This is a genomic window from Bacillus cereus group sp. Bc031 (assembly GCF_027716265.1).
GTDB lineage: Bacteria > Bacillota > Bacilli > Bacillales > Bacillaceae_G > Bacillus_A > Bacillus_A paranthracis.
In genome coordinates this window covers 37,891-58,286 of the sequence record NZ_JAQFUL010000005.1, presented here as the reverse complement: position 1 = coordinate 58,286, position 20,396 = coordinate 37,891, and the positions used below count along the sequence as shown (strand labels likewise).

The window sequence follows — 20,396 nt, the reverse complement described above, 5'->3', positions numbered from 1 at the left end:
TATCCACTCCTTTTATCAATATCCTACAAACAAATATTCTTCTACTTTATTTTTGTTATCACCAATTTTATGATTTTGATTTCCAAAAGAATATTGATGATTTAAAGCAATAACATCTACATTTGACTTATGTTTTGCTAACAATTCAAGCATTTCCTCTTTGGTTGGTAGGGAATTAGAAGAATAAGAAACAATTAATATACTGTCTTTATGCTTTTTAAACAACAAATCAAATGCCTCAGATGCTCCTTTTCTAGAGCTAAAGGGAGTAGGATAATTTTTAAATTTCTTAGTTTTAGTATTCTCTTGTATCTCTACATCTTGCCAATCACGAGCTAAACCTTCAACAAAATGATACCTACGTACATATTCATTATCCGAATGTGGGCTATAGTACGGGGGGTCAATATAAACTAAATCTGCTTTTTTCTTAAATGTCATGGCATCCCCACGTCGAGATTTATTTGCCTTGCCATTATCAAAAACAGCTGCATTAAATAACTTCACTGCTTCAAGAAAGTGTTCTTGTAAAGAAAGCTGCAAGTCTCTTCGACCATCATCATACTTATCTAACCCCACAAAGGTGAAAATCCCCCTAGGGCGTCGCTTCATACAAGCTCTTATCAAAGCTGACATTGCTAAAGATTCTTTTACTTTATTTTTTAATAAAGGTATAGCTTTTCTCATATGGTCTATAAAAAAATTATCTGCATCATTAAAGTAGAGCCCTTTAAACTTTTCACTCACAAAATAATCCATTTCCACTTTAGCATTTAATAATTTATCGATATCCTTATCTGAAAGTATTGTCTCATTGTTTTCTACTAACGCTTTTGTAAAAGTTGAAGAGAGCGCCATATAGTCGTTACTAAATACTTGTTTCCCTTGACTTTTAAACATATATGAAACAATTCCACTACCGGAAAACAAATCCGTAACACTTTCAAATTCAAATTGTGAAGCTATAGACCAAATTCTTTCAATTAAGTTTTTTTTACTACCCATGTAACGTGTAGGAGGATATTTTTCAACTTGATTTGGTAGGTCAACAACTTTAGGAGTAAGAGAAAGTTTCTTTGGCTCTACTTTGACTAGTACATCCTCTCCTTGACGTTTAGCCCCATTACTGTTGACGTTTCTTTTCGTCTGATGCACACTGATTTCAAAATCCGAATATAAATCATGAACTAAAGGGTGATTAGAATTAGTTAATAAGACATAACATCCTAACTGGTGTAGACGTTTTACTTCGTTTGCTAACTCTATTTGGTCCTCTTCATAAAATTGCTCTTTGGTGTACCTTTTGAAATCCGAGTATTCACTGATAGGTAGATATGGTGGATCCAAAAAGATAAAATCTCCGGGTTCAGCATATTTTCTTAAAATTTCTTTATAATCACCATGCACAATATGCGCCTTTTTAAGTAATTTACTAGCAGCATTTAAGTTTTTTTCATCACATATATTTGGATTTTTATAGTTAGCGAAAGGTGTATTAAATTTCCCTTGCTTATTTACCCTATATAAGCCATTAAAGCATGTCTTATTAAGATATATTGTTCGTGCTGCTACTTCTACATTTGATAAAGTATTTGTCTCCTGTGCTCTTGTTTTTAAAAAGAAATCTTTATCATTCGGCATATTTTTCAATTTACTTATTAATTCATTAGGTTTATCACTTACAACGTTATATAAGTTAACTAATTCCTCATTTAAATCGGAAATTATGGCATGTTGTGGCTGTAATGAATAAAATAAAGCGCCCCCTCCAAAAAAAGGTTCAATATATTTATTGAATTTTTTTGGAGCATTCTCTAATAGAATATCAAGCATTTGGGTTTTACCCCCTGCCCATTTCAATACGGGGCGCGCTTTTATTTGTATGTCTTCTTCAAATTCAAACTCTAGATTTTCTGTTTTCACGTCAAAACCCCTCTATCTATAACAATTACTCTAATTATAACAAGCAATGAAACAAAACAACATACGTTCGAAAAAAAGAGCATTAGATTTAAATCCAATGCTTCTAAATATGTTTATCTTTTGCTATTTTCTCTAGGAAACGCTGTATAATATTTCTGAGAGAAATCTGATATACTATCTGATAATCTCATGATACCCAAGACAAGTCTTATTTGAGAATCAAGCTCTACTAGTCCAACCTCTTTATTTAAGAAGCGATAATACTTTATTTTATATTGCTTATTATCTTTAGAAGTTACTCGACTTTTTTCCTTCATAAAGGCTTGGACATTTGTTGGAAATTGACCGTAAATAAATTCATTAGTAAATTTCCCTATAATTTGTGGTCGTTTATAATCATTAGGGTCTAATTGAGTCCAATCATATAGACGATATAATTCTCTATAAAACTCAATAGGAAAGCGCTTTTCATAGCTCATTAACCCTTTGGCTATGTAGTTATTTAATATTTTCGCTAAAGCGCCACTCTCTCTGTCTAGTTCAAAACCTGTGGCTTCGTCAATTAAAGCTGTAATGGCTGTCTCAGCAAGTGCATCTAAAAGCAATTCTGCTCTATCTGCAACACTTTCTTGATGCTTAACTAAAACTCCTTTTCTTCTTGCATCTCTGTAAATCATGCAAACTTTGGGTAGTAGTTTAGCATCGTATCCGTTAACTACTCGTTCACTACCAGATTTTTTGTAGCGATAAGGAATACACAATTCTTTAACCTCATCTGTAATAAATTCCGATAAATTTTTTCCACCAATAACAGGAGGCAATCCATCAACTTTTCTTCCATGATAAGTTCTATCAAATGCTGTAAATAATCCTTTTACTTGGAAGACTCGTACACCGTTTTCCAAAACAGCACACTCTACTGCTGCATCAGCAATATTGAATTCTCCATAATGCATGGCTTCTAAAACAACTTCCTTCATGCTTTCCAACTCCTAAATGATGATAATTTATATGATAATGCAACTCACTAGCACAATCATCAGGTAAATCCAGGAAACAAAAAAATCTTCTTGGATTTACCAATTTTAAAATTATGCATCGCCTTGAAGCATAAAGGAATTAAATATATTTGTAATTAAATTATTCTTATATTAACAAGTTTTTACTTCCTCTAACGGCGCTAGAACTAGTTATGCTCCTTCACCTATTATTTCTTGAGATTTAAGCATGGCTTTAGCTTTTTTGGTGTTTTTATAAATAACGAAAATCTTCAGAAGAAACTTCAAATCATATCCTTTTACTGTGTTACCTCTGAAAGTTTAATAATAGTATGGTTTACATAATTCAACAACTTATCCAGTAATCAATGGTAATAAATTTTCCACACTAATAGTTCCTAGAAAGTCATTTTTTGCTCTGCAATGGTTGGTCTCATATCAAATACCTCAACTAAATTTATAGGTGCAATAATTTAGAAATTATTACTTAACATTGTATAATATGTGATTGTAAATTCTTAATTGTCTTACTCCAAGGATTTCAAATATAGAGTCCCTAACAAATAATTCCTTTCCTATCATAGTTTGTTTCTTTCAACAAAAATACAGGTAAATCCAGGAATTCATTTCTCTTACCTGGATTTACCTGTATTTTATAAATTAATTTTCTGTTTAACATTTAATTATTGTATATTAATAAAATAGGAAAAAACGCTATAAAGATTTTATCTAGGGGGGATAACATGATTAAAGTTACTTACCGTTTATTAATTGAAGGTCCTAATGATGAAGATATTACACTAGGGTTAGCAAGGGACGCAAAGCGTAATTTACCTGATGGTAGGTTCTGTATTAAAGATTGTATTTTTTATGGTTACAATTGGGACGACGAAAGAGTTAAATTATATCTAGATGTCTTTTTACCTTCATCTACTAGCGAAGAAAACATATCTGCAGAATCAGGGCAAAAAGCTTGGGATGCTATAACTATATTTAGCTTTTTATATGGTTATAGAGTAATAACAGATTATCCTTTTCCAATAAAAATTGAAAAAGAGGCAACCCCTTTTCATATAGCAGTTAAATCTAAAAATGCTAATATAAATAAGATACATAGATTCTTAGGAGGTATTGAAAAGCAACTAAATTTGGAGACAGGAAAAAAAAGAAACAGTCTCGAGAAAGTTTATTTTACTAGTATGACCTTTTATGTCAGGCACCTAGATGCTTTATACGCAGAATTATACGAAGAAGCCTTGCTTAATATATATAAGATTTTTGAATTATTATGTAGGGACTACTACAATAAGGCTCACCTAGCTCGAAAAGTTAAAGATGCATTCAAAGCTTCTTTCATTACTTTCTTACAAGAAGCTTATAATGAAAAATATGACCAAAATAGACATTCACAATTAATAAAAAAAATAGAAGATGTTACTCTACTTGAAAGCCTAAAGGACTCAAGGAAAATTATAATAGTAGCAACTGAATTAAATTTTAAACAAACTGAATTAGATACTCTAACAAAGCTCTGTAAACTCCGAAACAGCATTGCACATGGGAATACGGAGGATGTGGATGCGATATTTGACTTAGTTTCTGCTGGTTCCATTTTAGCAAGAAAAATGCTAGCTAAATTGGTACTAAATGATACCTATTCAAACACTTATCCATTTGCTAAAATAAATCACTATTCACAAACATAAAAGAAGCTCTTTATTGAGCTTCTATATTTATATATTGACTAATTATTAAGTTATCTAAAGTAAATTCTTTTTTCTGCTTTACCATCACTTGTGATACGGTTCACCGTATAGCACATAAACACATAGTTCAATTTGAGAAAAAAATTTACATTAATATATAAAAATAAAACCACTCCCTTTTACATAGGAAGTGGTTTTGACCTTCAATTCAATGATTAAAGGTATTATCCCTGAAAAGTAAATAAGAAAGAACCTTTCCCTAAAAAATTATACTAACCCATATACTCAGTTAAAAATGCAAGTGCCTTATATTTTTCTCTAAATTGAGCCTCAATTCTGTCACCATTATTATACCTTATTATAATTTCATACTTTACCAATGGTGCCTTTGTGGCTTTCTCATCATAAGAAATAATGTAATCATATGCTTCTTTAACAGAATTAAGCAATTTACTCATACCATGAAGCGAGAAGACACTAACAGATTCAATTTCTCTCAATAAAGATTCATCCAGCTTTTGAATAAATCTTTCCAGCTCCATTTTATTTTGTTCAATTAGGGAATCAATTACTTTCTCTATATCTCTCTTAGAAAGGTTTTCATATTGGGCTACCTTTTCAGAAAGTTCACCTTCGGTAGTATCTTCTCCCCAATAAACATCAATTCCAACCAAATTAAAAGCTTTTATAATGGTGCTATACTCAAAATAAACTATCTTAAATCCCTCTGATTCCATTTGTGCAATTGAAGGTGCAGTAAATTCACCTGCTAAAACAGCACCATAAAAAGGAGCGTATTTATTGTACTTAGCTATTAGGGGGAGAATCGCCCCCTGCATTTCTTGGGCCTTATTTTTCGAGTGTTTTGTATATCTTCTCCATGCCATTTCAACAAAGGCCAAAGGTTGCCCAAGAACTTGTTCACTACCGTTTTTTTCAAAAACAATATCTAGTTTATGTTTGTTTCCGTTTATATCTTTCCAAACAACCTCCTTTTTTCCTCCTCTAGCATCCCTACGATGTTTATAATCAAGATATAAACTATGTTTTCTTGCAATTGGACCGAGGTACTTTAACATGGTTACTTCTAACAAATCCCCTATTATTTGTCCAAACTTATGTGAAGCTGACTTTGCCATATGAACACTATCCTCTCACCCATAGAAAACCTTCTTTTAAAGGTACATCATGCTTTCTATTTTTCCACTTGGTATTTCTGTCTCTTTCCTTTTCAAAATAAAACTCTTTAAACCCTGCTGAAATTGCTAGTTTCCCTAGCCATTCATCAACTGGTACATATACACCATAAGGAGCAGAATCTCCAATTACAAAGCAAACCGTAGACCCTTCTTTACAAATTCTTCTCAGTTCAAGCCAAACCTTGGCCATGTCTAGAAAATAAGTTGCTATCATAGTATGATAATTCTTCTTTCCCCCATGATTCTCCCTTTCTAATTCAAGTTCTTTACATGTACCATATATTTCATTATAAATAGGTTCTAGTAAGCTGTCCTGCAAAATATCAAAAGTTTCATTTTTTAATTTTGAAACATGTTGAGTACATGCTCTTATAAGATTGGGTCTTACTTTTTCTTGTAAATCTCCCCATCCACTTATTTCATTAAAAAATGACATCTCTAACCTAGTTGCATCTGCGTAGTCATAGTTATTTGCGTAAGGGGGAGAAGTTATTATAAGGTCTGCCCAATTTTCCTCAATAGATGGACAATTTCTAGCATCTTCTTTATAGAAAAGAGCACGGGATTCTCCAACCTCATTTTGATATAACAACATATCATCAATCATTATGCTAATTTGATTTTTATATGTCTCAAAAGGTATTTTAGCTTTTGTCTTCTTGCTTGGTTGAATATACTGCCACTGTGCAGTACCAGCTGTTGAACATGCACGTAGAATAGGTACCAAGGCTAACCATGACAATTGATATAAATTACTTTCCTTATCCTCTTCTAGCATTAATGCCTTTTTAATGGCTTGTAATTGTAATAATATTTCTTCTGGATAGCATTTATATATTAAATCTGGATAAGAATCGAGTTTATCATTTTTGAGAAATTCTGCCTTTGCGAGTATTTTAGCTGTATAATTTCTCAAATCTAGTGTATCGGTTTCCCATAACAACTTCGCTTTTGTCATACGAGAGACAAATGGATGAGAATCGACCCCTGCACCAATAACATTAGACTTATCGCTTGCAATAAGAACTGTACCTGACCCAGCAAATGGGTCAAACACCTGAAAATCTTCTCTATTAGTATGATTATATTTTTGAATAATGGACTCAGCCCACTCAGCTGAAAATCCAGCTGAATACCTAAACCAGCGGTGAATTGGGAGAGACATATTATTTGTAAAAGTTGTTTTATTACTTTTCTTTCCTTTCCTTTTTTGTTCTTGTTTTTGTTCTTGTTTATTTTCAAATAATGTCATTTGTTCTAATTTCATCTATTCCACTCTTTCCACTAATAAGTATCATTTAAGTTTAAAATTTTCATTATCTTATTATAGCTTAAAAGAAATACTACAAATAGCTTGTAGCAAATTATCCTATTTTTGTTAGTTTCTTTGATAATTTATTCACTTTTCAATCTGAGCTCTTAACTTTTTGCTTCCTTTTCTTAATTTCTCGATATAATGTAGCTTTTGATACACTGGTCATATCTTCTATTTCTCTTACAGTGTACTGTTCTGTTTCATATAATTTCAAAGCCCTCTCTACTTGCTTATTATCCTTCTTAGGTCTACCACCATTTCTTCCCCTAGCTCTTGCTGATTCTAGTCCCGCCTTTGTTCTTTCAGATATTAAATCTCTTTCCATTTCAGCTAGAACTGCTAACATTTTAAACATCGCCTTCCCTACTGCTGTCGTTGTATCAATGCTATCCCTTATGCTAACTAGTTCAATTCCCTTTTTCTCGAGTTCTTCCGACAATTCAATTAATCTCTTTGTGGAACGTCCAAGCCTATCAAGTTTGTACACTACTAATACATCACCTTCTCTAGCGTACTCGATTAATTGATTAAGCTGGGGCCTATCATTTTTCATTCCGCTCATTTTCTCTTGGTAAACTTTTTCACACTGAGCCTTCTCTAAAGCATCTAATTGCATATCTAAGGATTGTTCATATGTACTAACCCTTGCATATCCTATCTTCATACGTATCACCTACAAAATATAATCTGTTACTCACATTGTATCAAAAACGTTTTTGTTAGTAAATAAAGATACTTTGATTTTGATACGAGTTTAAACACTCTATTTTGGATGTGGATTTATTTTTTTTTATGTTTCTAAGCCTGTATCATAAACATTCGTTTTTGATACAAAAAAGAACCTTCATTAAAAAGGCTCTTACACTTTTGTATTCTTATGATTTTTTATAAAGAAACTAAGTAATTTAACACATATTTTTTATTTAGAGTGGAGGGATAGATGTGCTTACACATTATTCCTTATAAGAAAACCTTTAAAAGGTGATAAGTCCCCCCACATTCGTTTTTTATTTTAATTTGAGGAAGATAGGAATTTATTAAATCAATATCTTCAACTGAAAACTAATGATACTTCTTTTCCAAGTATCTACTCATAAAAAAACAGGGTATGTTATCCTGTCCTACACCAAAACTTATGTTCATTCACATTCTAACCATAATTAATATCCCTATTGTTTCTGCTCTTCTTGATATATAGTAACAGTTTTATCTACTTTTTCTAACGTCTTATTAAAATGAGCTAAATCTCCTATTCTTAAAATGTTATATAAATTTAAAAATCGCACGGTAATTCACTGAAAAAACCGTCAATTGAGGGGTTTTTCAGTGAAATCACACGCAACACATTTTTATAATGAGTAAGAGTGCTGTACATAAAAACTTTCTTTTATCTTAATAATTTTTTCAGATTAAATAATATATAATATTATTCACTAAAATTCCGCTTAATTTTTTAGGACTTTTTTGCTTGAATAATAACTGATATTCATACGTGGAATTATGTTATTAGAGGAATTAATCTTGATGTTCACATGTGGCATATTTTTAACAAATGTACGTTGTTATTTAACTATGTTGTTAGGCTTTAATCTATTGCTTTAATAAAATCATGCTTTTATGTATTTCCTATTAATCAAGCGTGATATATAGCTGTGGCTGTTTGATACCTTTTTGATTTATATTTTTATCATACTCTTCTTTTAAAATTTTTCTATTCCTAAGAGTTCCTTCTTTATAATAACCTTTTTCTAAAAGCATTTTTTCCCCAATACACTCTACTAACACTTTATAACCCATTATCTTTTCTATATCTGCTATCTTCATTACGTCTAAGACCTGAAAAAGCTCTATATCCGCTTTTTCATCTTGATATATGAGTAAATCATTGATTCTAAACTTCTCAATTATGTATGTGAAAAATTCCTTACTGATGAGTTCTAAAGCACTCCTATTAGAAGAATACTCTTTTAAGTGATACGAAGCTGGTCTTATCTCAAGTCTTAATATCCCTTTTGCCTGTTCAATTACTTCTTTTGATTCTTTCTTATAAATACATTCCTTTTCCTTATCATAAAAACAGATTGAGCTACTTTTATTCTTAAATATAACTGTCTCATTTCTGTTGTACGTTATTTTTGTTCTTCTTGAAATATCCTTCTTACTTATTTCAGCAATCCACATTCTCACATTATCTACCTTGAAGTTATATGAAATATCTACACGCTTAACTTTCCATTGTTCCGTGTCTATGGAAATGCCCAAGTCCTGACGTAATATATTGTGCAGTTGAATCCAAAAGCCCTGAATATCAGATTCCTTAATCATTTTAATATTTGTTCCATACATTAGTTTTGGTATAGATAGTTCAATCTCAAGTATTTGTTTCTGCAAATAATACTTATAGCTAATTCTTCCCTTTTTTAATGATATTTTAGTTATGTATTCCCCCTCATCATTAATATAAGTAAATGATTTAGCTTCTTCTAATTGTTCAGGATGTAATTCAATTCCAAATGCTATGAGTGTAACTGTATCAAACATTTCTTTTCCTCCCCATATTTTAATATTTTGAGGTCTTTTTGCACGTGTTACTAGAGATAGTAGCTTTTTTCATAAATACTACTCTATGCTACTTTTCAAAAGACCATGCCATACATACTATCAAGCCATATTAGTACAATTATTGATAGCAACATTTTCAAGCTCTTCTATAACAGTATCAAGAATAATAGATGCAACTTTTTCTATAAATAAATCAATTAATTCATTTTCAGTATTAATGACAGTCATTTTTCATCACCCCCTTCCTCGAAATAAATAGTAGCATATTTATGCTACCTTTGTCAAATTTATATGCTACTATATATTGACTTCTATGCTACTAAATGCTACGATGATGTTACTTTAAATTCAAAGGAGCAATTAAAATGAGTGGAATTAGCTTTGGTAATGAACTGAAAAAAATAAGAAAATCAGCAGGTATGTCCTCTAAGATACTTTCACAAAAGGTGAATAAAGCCGTTACTTATGTATCTCAGCTAGAAAGAGGATTGATTAAAAAACCTGATTTTGACACTTGTAAAAAAATTCTTCTAGAACTTGGTTTTGATGAAATAGAAGCAATTAAAACCCTTAATTACTTTGATATTAAATCCCCCGAACAAGAAAAAGCCGAATTAGATTGGACAATAAAACAAGCAGAAAAAGCGTATGAAGAGGAGGAATCCAGATACAAGACAGGCTTTTATACAAAAAAGATTGAAAAAATATCTAGTGGAAATGAGTTAGTTCTTACACAACTTAGAAAGAATCTAGATGCATTTGTGACACATGACCTTTCAAGAGCGGAAAAAGTTGTTTCCAATCTTAATTCCATTTTTAAAGATGAAGAGAAATTTGATTTCTTTTGTTCTGTATTTGAAAATGACTTTTCTAATTTATCTTCTTTAGAAAGGAATAGAGTGCTTTCAATGATAACGAACTACGTTAGAAAGACAAATACGGATAGAATTATAAATTCTGAAGAATATACTGAGGAGGAATAAATATGAAGGTTGCATTATATGTACGAGTTTCAACGGAAGAACAGGCAGAAGAAGGTTTTTCTATCAACGGTCAAATTAAGTTACTAGAAGAATTTTGTGAAAAAAACAGCTATCAAATTGTAAAAATATACAAAGATGAGGGGATTAGTGGAAAATCCCTTGATAGACCCTCTCTTCAAAAACTACTTAAAGGATGTGAAAGTAAGCAATTTGATATGATTATGGTATGGAAAATAAGCAGGTTATCCCGAAAACAACTAGATTTTCTTACTATTGTCGAACACTTAGAGAGACATGATGTTAGTATTTTTAGTTATAGTGAAAATATAGATGCTTCAACTCCTGCTGGCAAAGCTATGCTTCAAATGATGGGAAGCTTTGCTGAGTTAGAAAGAAACATGATTGTAGAAAATGTAAAAATGGGAATGAATCAAAGGGCAAAAGAAGGGGAATGGAATGGCGGAAGCGTATTAGGGTACTCTTCTAAGGATAAGAAATTAGTTATCAAAGAAAGTGAAGCCAGGCTTGTGAGATATATTTTTGATTTATATATTAGTGGAAAAGGTTATAAAGCAATAGCTAATCAATTAAATCATGAAGGATATAAAACAAAACGTAATGCTAATTTTTCCATTACTTCTATAAGAACGATTCTTAAAAATCCTATATATGCTGGTTTTATCCGCTTTAACCAATTTGAAAATTGGAGCGAAAAAAGAAGAACAGGCAAGAAGAGTAACATCATTTGTGAAAAAGGTAAACATGAACCAATAATCAGTATGGAAATATGGAATAAATCTCAAAAAATTTTGGAACAAAAGTCACACAAACCTATCAAAACATTTACTGGGCATTTCCCTCTTACAACTCTTTTACGCTGTCCAAGATGTGGACATGGTATGATTGGCCATAAAATTAAAAAGAGCAGAAACAGCAAAGAATACTTACGATATTACCAATGTGGAAATTATCGTAACAAAGGAAGTGCAGTTTGCAATTCTAATTTAATAAAAGCTGATGCAGTTGAGCAATTTGTTTTCCAAAGACTTGTAGAAATAACCTCTAAACCAACTGTGCTGAAATCTATAGTTGAAAAAATAAACGAGAAAATCGGAGTTTTAAAAGAGCCAATAAGCAACAGACTTAAGTACATATTAGAACAATATAACCATGCAGAAAAAAATATTAACAAGTACCTTTCGATTATTGAAAAATCACCAAATCCCCCTGAATCAATAATAAATAGGATTACAGACCTTGATGAAGAAAAGAAAGCACTACTTGAGCAAAAAGAACAATTAGAACATGAGCTAAGTAAACCTACTATAAAAGAAGTTTCATTAGAGCAATTGCAAAATGTATTAAGCACTTTTGCAAAAATACTCCCTCAAGTTGCTCCTGAAAAACAAAAGGATTTACTTCATACAATAATTAATAAAATAACCGTTAATGAAGGAAATTCACCAACTGAAAGAAGCGTCAAAGACATTGAATTGTACTTTGACGCTTCAAAAAATAATAACTATGTGCTTACTTATGATACGGTTCTCCCCTCTTTACTAACTAGTAAAGCGTCATCTTGCCCATTATCACAATCAAACCAATAAGTTATTCCTTTTATTTCTTTACGATTAGGTTGAACCTCTATTTTCTTGATTATTGCTCGCAATAGGGACTTTTTTTGTTCATAAGTAGCATTTTCATATAGATTAGTGAAATTTTCAAGTGCCTTTATAACCATTTCTTTCGTAATAGGTATTTCCGAACTCTCAATTTTCCTATCTAATTTACTTTTTTCCCTTTCTAGTTCAACTATCTCTTCTCTTAAGGGCTCAGATAATTCCGTATATGTTTCTACTCGAATTTTCTCATCAAAATAATCCTTATTAAGTTTTTGTATAAATTGCTTCTTTCTTTTTAATTCTTCATTTATATATGATAAATCATTTTTTATTCTTTCTATTCCTCTTTCTTTTTTCTCTTGGATACGTTCAAACGTTTTATCAACAATTGAAGGTATTAAAATAATTTTATTAATACATTGCAATACTTTTTCCTCGATATCTTCCTTACGGATAAGATTAGATTTACAAGCCAACTTCCCCTTACTATGAAACGCTTGGCACATATAGTATAAATGATACCCTGATTTATCTCGTTTTTTAATTTTAGACATTACCATCCCTGCTCCACAAGATGGGCAACGTAAAATACCAGATAGTACAAATTCCCCATTAAAATTACGATTTTTAGAAATACTTTTCTTGTGGGCATAATTCACACCTTGGACTCTTTTCCATAACTCTTCAGATACAATAGGTTCATGTCTACCTTTAACAAATTTATATTCGTCCGTTTTTCCTTTTCTTCTTTCTACGTTCCAATTCTTATATCGCCCCCATCTACAGTATCCGATATATAGTGGATTCTCTAAAATTGTTTTAATTGTACCTATACTAAACAATCGCCCTCTCTTCGTTTTAAAACCTTGTTGATTTAAAATAATAGCAATGGATTTATACCCTTTTCCTTCAGCCCTTAAATCAAATACCTTCCGTATAATCTCAGCTTCTTCTTTATTAATTTTTAGCTCCTTATTCTTAACGTCATATCCAAGTACATGCCCTCCATTCCAGTAACCTAACTCTGCCCGCTTAGACATACCAGATTTTACCCTTTGTACAATCATTGAACGCTCATATTCAGCAAATGTAGCCAATAGTTGGATAAATGCAGTCCCTCCAGTCGTAGAACTATCTAAGTTATTATCACTTACTAACACACAACATTTTCTTGGAGCAAGGACATCATCTATTAACTTAGTAACATCACTTACTCTTCTTGATATTCGGTCAACAGATTTAACTAATATCCCCGTAAATTTCTCTTGATAAAGGTCTTTAAATAAACGCTGTATTTCAGGTCGATTATAATCCTTTCCCGAATAGCCATCATCAACATATATATCGTATACCTCATAACCTTTAGTGTTAGCATATTGTTTTAAATAATCTTCTTGTGCTCCTAGAGAGAATCCCTCATTCGCTTGCTCTTCGGTCGATACCCTAATATAAATAGCTACTTTACGCTTACTATGATTCATGTTCCTTCCCCCGATTAATTAGTAATGTCTTTTAGTTCTATATTTTCAATTACAATCCACCCTAATATTTCTATTAATTGATTCCATTTTGTCTCTTCCACACTTGGAATAATCATATTTTCTAACTCCTGCTGACTACGAATAAAGTTCATTTCTTCCTTTTCCAATTTCCTCACCCTTTTAATTTCTAAATAATAGGCTTATGCTTACCCTCTACATGTATATTTCCATAGCTATACATTCCTTGATAAAAAGATTTTCTATCCAGAATCCTTTTAACTTGTACTTTCGTAAATTTTTTCCCTTTTGCAGTAGTAAACCCTTCGATATTCAATTGCTCAGCTAAATTCGATAGTGACCACTTAGGATAGAGTGCCCTTAAGGTAAATACACGCTTTACAGCTTCTGCTTCTTTAACATTGACCTCAATATGCTTTTGACCTTTTCTAGCTTTATAACCATAAGCCACTCTTCCGCCTGCATATCCACCTTCCTGGGCTTTTTTATTACGTCCACGTCCTAACTTAAGAGCGATTTCTAAACGTTGATATTGATCCAATAACTCCATCAATCCATTAATTAAAAAGTCATTTGGATCTTTCTTATAAATACTGTAGTTCGGCTGTTCAATACTTTTCACATCAACTTGATACTTATTAAATTCTCGATGTATCAACACTTTTACAATATCCGAGCGCCATAAACGGTTTGTATTTAAAACAACTACATAATCTATATCTTTCATCCGAAGTCTGGATAGCATATTTTGAAATCCCTCTCGTTCTACTTCAAGTGCTTCTTCATCTACTTTCGCTCCACTAATACCAAGGTCACTGTATATATCAATCAACCTCCAATTGTTATCCTTACAGAGTTTTCTAATCTCATCTTGTTGATATAAAGCACTATAACCTTCCTTAGCTTGTCCTTGAGTTGATACCCTAACATAGCCAATCACGTTCACAAAAAATCCCCCTAGCGTAACGATATTTAAAATTAACGTAACGTTCCGAATAAAAATGTAAAATATTAACATTTTAAATCATATTAATTTTGCACTCCAATTCCAACCCTTTATTTAAAATTAATTTTTATCTCTTACTTTTAAAGGCGTACCCTGTTCAAAAGATACCTTTAAATATCTTGTAGCTAGTGGGAATCAAACAATTATTTAAAATTAATCTGTTTTAAAACTATTTTCTTAAGAACCTTTTTTCTTATAAATAGTTACCTTTACATCGCCCCGATACTCATTTTTATACCCTTTCTCATCTATAGCTTCCAAATTTATCAATTCAAGGCATTTCATAAATTCATCATAGTTACCAGTTCTAACCTGAGGTTTTTTTAAATTTTTACTAAATGTGTAAGCTTGTTTTCCATATCCTCTTTCATCTTTCTTAAACTTCTGCATATTATCTACTAAATATTGAGATAGTTTGGATTGAGAATAAACAACATTTACATCGTATATCTTCGTTATATTTACTCCTCCATGTCCCCATATATTTTCAAATTCCTTATTGCGTAACATTTCAAGTGGAATCCTTGGAATATTAACCAATACATGATAATGAATTGTTCCACGCTTTTGAAAAGAACGGACAGCTAAATATTTAAAATCTCCAAATTTGGAGCGCATACGTTTTATCCATCTCTCAAAATCTTTACATGCTTTCTCTACAGCTGTATTTTCCTTATAAGTTAAAGTAATTAATTGATCTCTATAATTCTTAAAATTAAGGTATAAAAGGTAGTGAAAATCATCAATTTCCTTATTTTTTAATCCCCTTATTTTTGTTTCTTTTTTCATTCCTTCACTCACGAAATTTAATTTATTTCGTTTCTTTAATGGCCTATTATAACGTTTATTTATCCCTGTTTTAACTTCCCTTTCATATTCAACTACCTTTAAAAACCTCCCCAAATCTACAAATTTGTAATTATAACCAGGCATATCCTGTTCCTCCTTTTTATTTCTCGTCTAAAGAAACAGAACAGATGCAAAACATTCTCCCGGTTTCACATGTTTTTTCTAAACTTTTTTAAAAAATGTGTCTAAAATGTGAAAAAACCGCCATTTTTATGGACGGTTCCTTCTTTGAGTTATATAATAATATATTTTAAAGTTAATAATCCTCTTCAACCTCTAAAATATTGGCTAGATTTGAACGAGCTTCATTAATTTTCTCCTCTAATATATTTCTATCCCCCGATTGTTTTAACAATCCTACGCTTGTAATTAGCCCCCTAAAATGAATTAATATCACCCTTTCCTTTTCGCTATAATCATTCGGGTAATTTTCCATTGCACGCATATGATCAGCTACCCACTTAGTCACTTTTTTATCAGGAAATTCATTATCCTCAATTGCTACATTTAGTTCGTGAAAACTATAAAGGGAACTTTTATAAAAATCTTCTTCTATTCCGCTTGGCGTATCAACTGAACCACCTAAATTAGAAATAATAAAAAGACTTAAAATAATACCTAAAATCCAAAATCTTTTCTTTTTCCAAATAGGTCTCTTTACTTCTTTATGTACTACTACGTCCTCTTTCAAATTTCTCATCTTCCCTTCCTTAAATTAAATCACTTTGAATAAATTGAATTTTCTCTCTTCAATTTTTATACTTCCTTACCTTCTTCTACTACGTAGAGGGAGACTTCGTCTCTTTAGTTATAAAAGTATAATATTTCTCTTTTGGTAGTAACGAGAGACCTATATATACTTATTAAATAAAAGGAATAGAATGGTACGTAAAAGCGTACCACTTTAAGGAAAATTATATGGTATCTTTCTCCATAAAGTCAACTGATAAAAGTTGGGTAGGGATAAAGATGAGCAAAAAAGTTATAGTAAAAATACATGAACTAACTAAGAAAAAAGGAATATCCTTAAGAGAATTATCAAGATTAACAGATATTCGACACGCAGCTTTAAGTGAATTAGCTAATCAAAAAAGGCAAAATATTAACTTTAAACATATAGAGAAGATTGCGGAAACTTTTAATATTGAGGATATTAGAGAGATTATTGACTTTGATAAAAATAATTAATAAAAAGCACCCACAGTTAAATGGGTGCTTTCCTAATTTTAATACTTAAATTTATTCTTCCATGTCATCTTCTTCGCTAACATCAAATATATCTAAATATTCTTCTTCCTGTAATTCATCATTATCCTCTATAATTTCAATTTGCAATCTATTTAACTCTGCATCTACTTGGTCCTTTATTTCGTTCCCCAAACTCTGTAAGAATTCCACCTTTAACTGCGGTGACCATACCCCTCGAGCAATATTTTCCCGATAACTATCAATCAAGTTAGGTATTATTACCACAAAGCAATACATTGCTAAAATGTTAGTTAGCCTATTACCCCCATGCATTAACCATCTACCCTGGTATTCTTCCTCCCAAATTCTGCATGTACCTGTCAAACTAACCTCAATTAACATTACTTCTCCGTCATATTGAAGTTGTGGTCGAACAGCCTTTAAATTCTCATTATTAAATAAAAATGCAAGAGTCCCTAGAATAGTAGAAATACGATTTCCCATTCCCCTCATAGCATTAACATTATCTCTTGTTTTTCCTGCATAACTTTTTAAAGCTGTAACATACATATTATGTTGGGGTGAAAGCGGACTTTGTCTTAAATCAATATACCTTTTAAAAATCCAATATAATAAATCTTCTGTTACAGGTAATTGGGCTACGTCTCTTTCTCCCCATCTATCTATTGGCAAGCAATCTGTTAGAATGGTTTTTGCTAGAGTAACGCCCTTAAATACAATACACTTCACTTCATTATTATATTCAAATAATAACACCTCAGCTTGATATGAATTAACCCTCTCTTCCCTAGGTTTGAGTAATCCTTCAAATCCATACCAATACTCTTCTTTTCTAGCTCGTTCTGTCGAACAGTTAAAAAAGAGATATTTTACTTCCCTACCACTAAATTCAATTACTTCAGGATTAGCTAAATTAAAATTGGGTATTTCAGTGATAGACGAACTAAGTGGCCTATCATTCCAATTAATATTATTCTCCATATAGCGATTATTTCCAATAAGTCCTTGAGCAGCTTCTATATTTTGCACCCCTGGAAATTCAAACATAGAAAAAGTTTTCATTAGGTGTATTCCCCTCTCTCTTATCCCCTTGAAGAAATTAATTTATGTTTATTTGATCCTAATTCGAAAAAGAATAATATCAAGAAATAACAACATACTTTAGGTATTAACTTAGTAGTAGCAGGTCTAATTTGTGAAGTTATATTCCCTTCTATTAAAGAAGTTGCATTTGATAAAATTAGAGCGTTTAAATGTATATCTCCTTCAATTTCCTTATGTCCAATTGCCTTTTCTAAAGATACGGATATATATTTGATATTAGTAGTATCAATAGTTTCTTTTTCAAAATTCTCTTGATTGCTTATTGCCATAGACACCCAGTGAGGTATCCAGATATAAAGATTTAATCCACCTAATTTTTCAAAAAAGAATTTGAACACTTCATTCCTATAATTCACTTTAACTTCCATAAAGAGTTTTTTCTGTTTTTGTGCCGTTCCTAAAGGTAAATAAGTGGTATCTTTTCTATCATTATTTACAATTTTCACACCAAAGTTACCCAGATGTCTAAAAAATTCCATAAATGCATTTATCAAAAATGTGATAAATGCTTGATTAACCACAAACTCAGTCTTGCTTTGTTTTATATTATCGAAAAACTCAGGGTTTAATACCCCTTTAAAATAGTTTAAAGGCTGAAATCCAAAAATATAAATCATTACTATAGCTAAAAGTGGACTACCAAGAGTAACCCACTTTACAAAACCTTTTCTAATTTTAAATATAACATCCATATATTATACACCATCACTAATTAATATAAGTTATCAGCTTTTGCACTTGATCGAGTATAGAAATATCATCAGCCAATAATACCCCATTATTATAAAGTTCTAAATCATATTTTATTGGTGAATCACTTCCTTGACAGCTTATACTAACAGACTTTATGTCTATACTCTCATCAAAAGCAAGCCATTCAAGTTCCTTAAATAATTTATCTAAAGTGTGATATTTTTCTTTACTATCTATAGGTCTATTCAACCTTTGGGTATAATCTTTTATAAATTCTTGCTCTTCTCCAGGAATTGAATCTATAAATGTTATATTATTGATATGACAACTATTGATTATAGCAAATTCTAACATTTTAAGGAAGTTTATGGGTGTTATTATTGATTGCTTAACTGGTAACTCCCTTACACCTTCCAAAACATATTTATAACCTCTTTTTCCATAATCATAGGGAATGGCCACCAGGTTGTCATTGAAAATAAGAATTTCTTTACCAAACTTCTGTATCAAACAATTTACTGTTTGTTGCTTATCAAAGATATGAAAAATCTTATATTGTAGCATAGCCATCCCTCCCTATCAAAATCAATAATAATTCTAATCCTATTCTACACATTATGTACCTAAATGTCATCTTCCAATACGGAATATCTTTACAATCATTCATTTTTATAGCAATATGCTGATTATCAATGTCGTCTTAAACTATTGTTCCTAATATTATCTATACTAATCCTATGTTAAGATTATTTCTATTATTTTAATCTCAATATCGCTTTTCCTTCAAATAATTTTTATCAATCTTTTATTTCAATGATAAGTATCCGTTTAGGAAGTATATCTATTTCCTTATTATAAAATTCAGGATTAATTACATAATTGCTTTTTATGTCACTTAAGTTTATCTCATATGGTTTTACACTTTTATATCCAGCACTCGCTAAAAAGTTTGGTTCACCATTACGATACAATTCGTTAAATCTAGGACATTTAACTAAACATCTCCAAGGGAGACATCTTCTATCCTTATGCAAAGCAAAAAAACTCTTATTTGCTCCTTTTTGAAAAGCTTCCCTTACAATATCTAAAGGGACAACCGTACACCCCAGTTGTTTTTTCTCATATTCATCTACACAATGCCAATACTTATCTAAGTTCTCTTCTTCAATGTGATTATAAAAACAATACAGAGGAATACAATTATTGGCTTTTGAATATCTCTCTAATATATTAATTTGATATTCATCTTTTACTTTATGCCTTAGCTTGGCATACTTCCCCTCTGGTGATATCTTTTTTGCTTGAATAGCATATCTCCACCACCCTTTTGAATTGGAACCTATCCACCATTCCCAATCTAAACCTGTAAATTTTTCATTACCTTTATTGGCTTTTGATACAACTACATTTTTTAATTCGGCACGCATTATATCCAATAAATTAATATCTGTTATAGTTTCTTCAGACTGCCTACAATTTAAATTTTCTCCATATTTAATTCTTTCCCATGTATCCTCCGCCAATTTTTCGAAAAGTTGAATAGTATTATTACTCATTTTTCTCCCCGCTCCCCCATAAAACCTCTTATAAAAATTGAATAATATAATAAAAATATACACCTAAAAAAAAGAACAATCTATAATAAAATTGTTCCCTTTTTAAAAATTATATTTACAAATGTCCATGATTCATTTCAAGAGTACTCTCCCAAAACACAAGTTCAATTTT

Annotated in this window: 20 protein-coding genes; 4 read left to right on the top strand and 16 right to left on the bottom strand. The window is 31.1% G+C overall.

Features of this window, described 5'->3' with window-relative positions; all coding sequences use genetic code 11:
* Nucleotides 1-15 precede the first annotated feature (15 nt).
* On the bottom strand, nt 16-1,923 hold the full coding sequence (locus tag PDQ33_RS03495) for a Dam family site-specific DNA-(adenine-N6)-methyltransferase (RefSeq protein ID WP_270754752.1): 1,908 nt from the start codon (nt 1,921-1,923) through the stop codon (nt 16-18).
* 113 nt (nt 1,924-2,036) lie between these two features.
* Nucleotides 2,037-2,903 (bottom strand): P63C domain-containing protein, encoded by an 867-nt coding sequence (locus PDQ33_RS03490; protein ID WP_270738899.1) that lies wholly within the window; start codon nt 2,901-2,903, stop codon nt 2,037-2,039.
* Nucleotides 2,904-3,664: 761 nt separating this feature from the next.
* Here PDQ33_RS03490 and PDQ33_RS03485 point away from each other — a divergent pair.
* Nucleotides 3,665-4,627, top strand: coding sequence for a hypothetical protein (locus tag PDQ33_RS03485; protein WP_270754755.1), 963 nt, complete (start codon nt 3,665-3,667; stop codon nt 4,625-4,627).
* Between the two features lie 272 nt (nt 4,628-4,899).
* On the opposite strand, the gene PDQ33_RS03480 is transcribed toward PDQ33_RS03485, so the two are convergent.
* From PDQ33_RS03480 to PDQ33_RS03460, 5 genes are all read right to left on the bottom strand, one after another.
* Entirely contained in the window at nt 4,900-5,766 is an 867-nt protein-coding gene (locus PDQ33_RS03480; protein WP_076875740.1) for a hypothetical protein, read from the bottom strand.
* Nucleotides 5,767-5,773: 7 nt separating this feature from the next.
* Complete coding sequence (locus PDQ33_RS03475) at nt 5,774-7,093, bottom strand: site-specific DNA-methyltransferase (RefSeq protein WP_218651349.1); 1,320 nt, start codon at nt 7,091-7,093, stop codon at nt 5,774-5,776.
* Nucleotides 7,094-7,232: 139 nt separating this feature from the next.
* Nucleotides 7,233-7,805 carry a recombinase family protein gene (locus PDQ33_RS03470; RefSeq protein WP_076875739.1) on the bottom strand — a complete coding sequence of 191 codons (573 nt, stop codon included), beginning with the start codon at nt 7,803-7,805 and terminating at the stop codon, nt 7,233-7,235.
* Between the two features lie 965 nt (nt 7,806-8,770).
* Complete coding sequence (locus PDQ33_RS03465) at nt 8,771-9,682, bottom strand: phage/plasmid replication domain-containing protein (protein ID WP_076875738.1); 912 nt, start codon at nt 9,680-9,682, stop codon at nt 8,771-8,773.
* A 120-nt stretch (nt 9,683-9,802) separates the two neighbouring features.
* Entirely contained in the window at nt 9,803-9,931 is a 129-nt protein-coding gene (locus PDQ33_RS03460) for a hypothetical protein (protein ID WP_256732711.1), read from the bottom strand.
* A gap of 137 nt (nt 9,932-10,068) precedes the next feature.
* Here PDQ33_RS03460 and PDQ33_RS03455 point away from each other — a divergent pair, with 137 nt between their 5' ends.
* Nucleotides 10,069-10,686: a helix-turn-helix domain-containing protein gene (locus PDQ33_RS03455; RefSeq protein WP_076875737.1), complete on the top strand. Its 618-nt coding sequence runs from the start codon at nt 10,069-10,071 to the stop codon at nt 10,684-10,686.
* Nucleotides 10,687-10,688: 2 nt separating this feature from the next.
* Nucleotides 10,689-12,293, top strand: coding sequence for a recombinase family protein (locus PDQ33_RS03450; protein ID WP_270754764.1), 1,605 nt, complete (start codon nt 10,689-10,691; stop codon nt 12,291-12,293).
* Here the strand turns inward: PDQ33_RS03450 and PDQ33_RS03445 are convergent.
* The 5 genes from PDQ33_RS03445 to PDQ33_RS03425 form a co-directional block, all read right to left on the bottom strand.
* Nucleotides 12,221-13,789: a recombinase family protein gene (locus PDQ33_RS03445; RefSeq protein WP_061129741.1), complete on the bottom strand. Its 1,569-nt coding sequence runs from the start codon at nt 13,787-13,789 to the stop codon at nt 12,221-12,223. The two genes, PDQ33_RS03450 and PDQ33_RS03445, sit on opposite strands and share 73 nt — an antisense overlap.
* Nucleotides 13,790-13,803: 14 nt before the next feature.
* Complete coding sequence (locus PDQ33_RS03440) at nt 13,804-13,956, bottom strand: hypothetical protein (RefSeq protein ID WP_172450312.1); 153 nt, start codon at nt 13,954-13,956, stop codon at nt 13,804-13,806.
* 20 nt (nt 13,957-13,976) lie between these two features.
* On the bottom strand, nt 13,977-14,753 hold the full coding sequence (locus PDQ33_RS03435) for a recombinase family protein (RefSeq protein ID WP_012096422.1): 777 nt from the start codon (nt 14,751-14,753) through the stop codon (nt 13,977-13,979).
* Between the two features lie 237 nt (nt 14,754-14,990).
* A complete protein-coding gene (locus PDQ33_RS03430; RefSeq protein ID WP_061129739.1) occupies nt 14,991-15,746 on the bottom strand; it encodes a rolling circle replication-associated protein in 756 nt (251 codons plus the stop codon).
* Nucleotides 15,747-15,918: 172 nt separating this feature from the next.
* A complete protein-coding gene (locus PDQ33_RS03425) occupies nt 15,919-16,362 on the bottom strand; it encodes a hypothetical protein (RefSeq protein WP_061129738.1) in 444 nt (147 codons plus the stop codon).
* A gap of 269 nt (nt 16,363-16,631) precedes the next feature.
* Between PDQ33_RS03425 and PDQ33_RS03420 the strand changes: the two genes are divergently transcribed.
* Nucleotides 16,632-16,850, top strand: a complete 219-nt coding sequence (locus PDQ33_RS03420; protein ID WP_061129742.1) for a helix-turn-helix domain-containing protein — start codon at nt 16,632-16,634, stop codon at nt 16,848-16,850.
* Nucleotides 16,851-16,901: 51 nt separating this feature from the next.
* On the opposite strand, the gene PDQ33_RS03415 is transcribed toward PDQ33_RS03420, so the two are convergent.
* The 4 genes from PDQ33_RS03415 to PDQ33_RS03400 all read right to left on the bottom strand — a co-directional run bounded on the left by PDQ33_RS03415 (nt 16,902) and on the right by PDQ33_RS03400 (nt 20,224).
* Complete coding sequence (locus PDQ33_RS03415; protein WP_061130040.1) at nt 16,902-17,933, bottom strand: hypothetical protein; 1,032 nt, start codon at nt 17,931-17,933, stop codon at nt 16,902-16,904.
* A gap of 20 nt (nt 17,934-17,953) precedes the next feature.
* Nucleotides 17,954-18,667, bottom strand: a complete 714-nt coding sequence (locus PDQ33_RS03410) for a hypothetical protein (protein ID WP_061129736.1) — start codon at nt 18,665-18,667, stop codon at nt 17,954-17,956.
* 16 nt (nt 18,668-18,683) lie between these two features.
* The gene (locus PDQ33_RS03405; protein WP_061130041.1) at nt 18,684-19,232 is read right to left on the bottom strand and encodes a hypothetical protein; all 549 of its coding nucleotides are present in this window, start codon (nt 19,230-19,232) and stop codon (nt 18,684-18,686) included.
* 233 nt (nt 19,233-19,465) lie between these two features.
* Entirely contained in the window at nt 19,466-20,224 is a 759-nt protein-coding gene (locus tag PDQ33_RS03400) for a DUF6615 family protein (protein WP_061130042.1), read from the bottom strand.
* Nucleotides 20,225-20,396 lie beyond the last annotated feature (172 nt).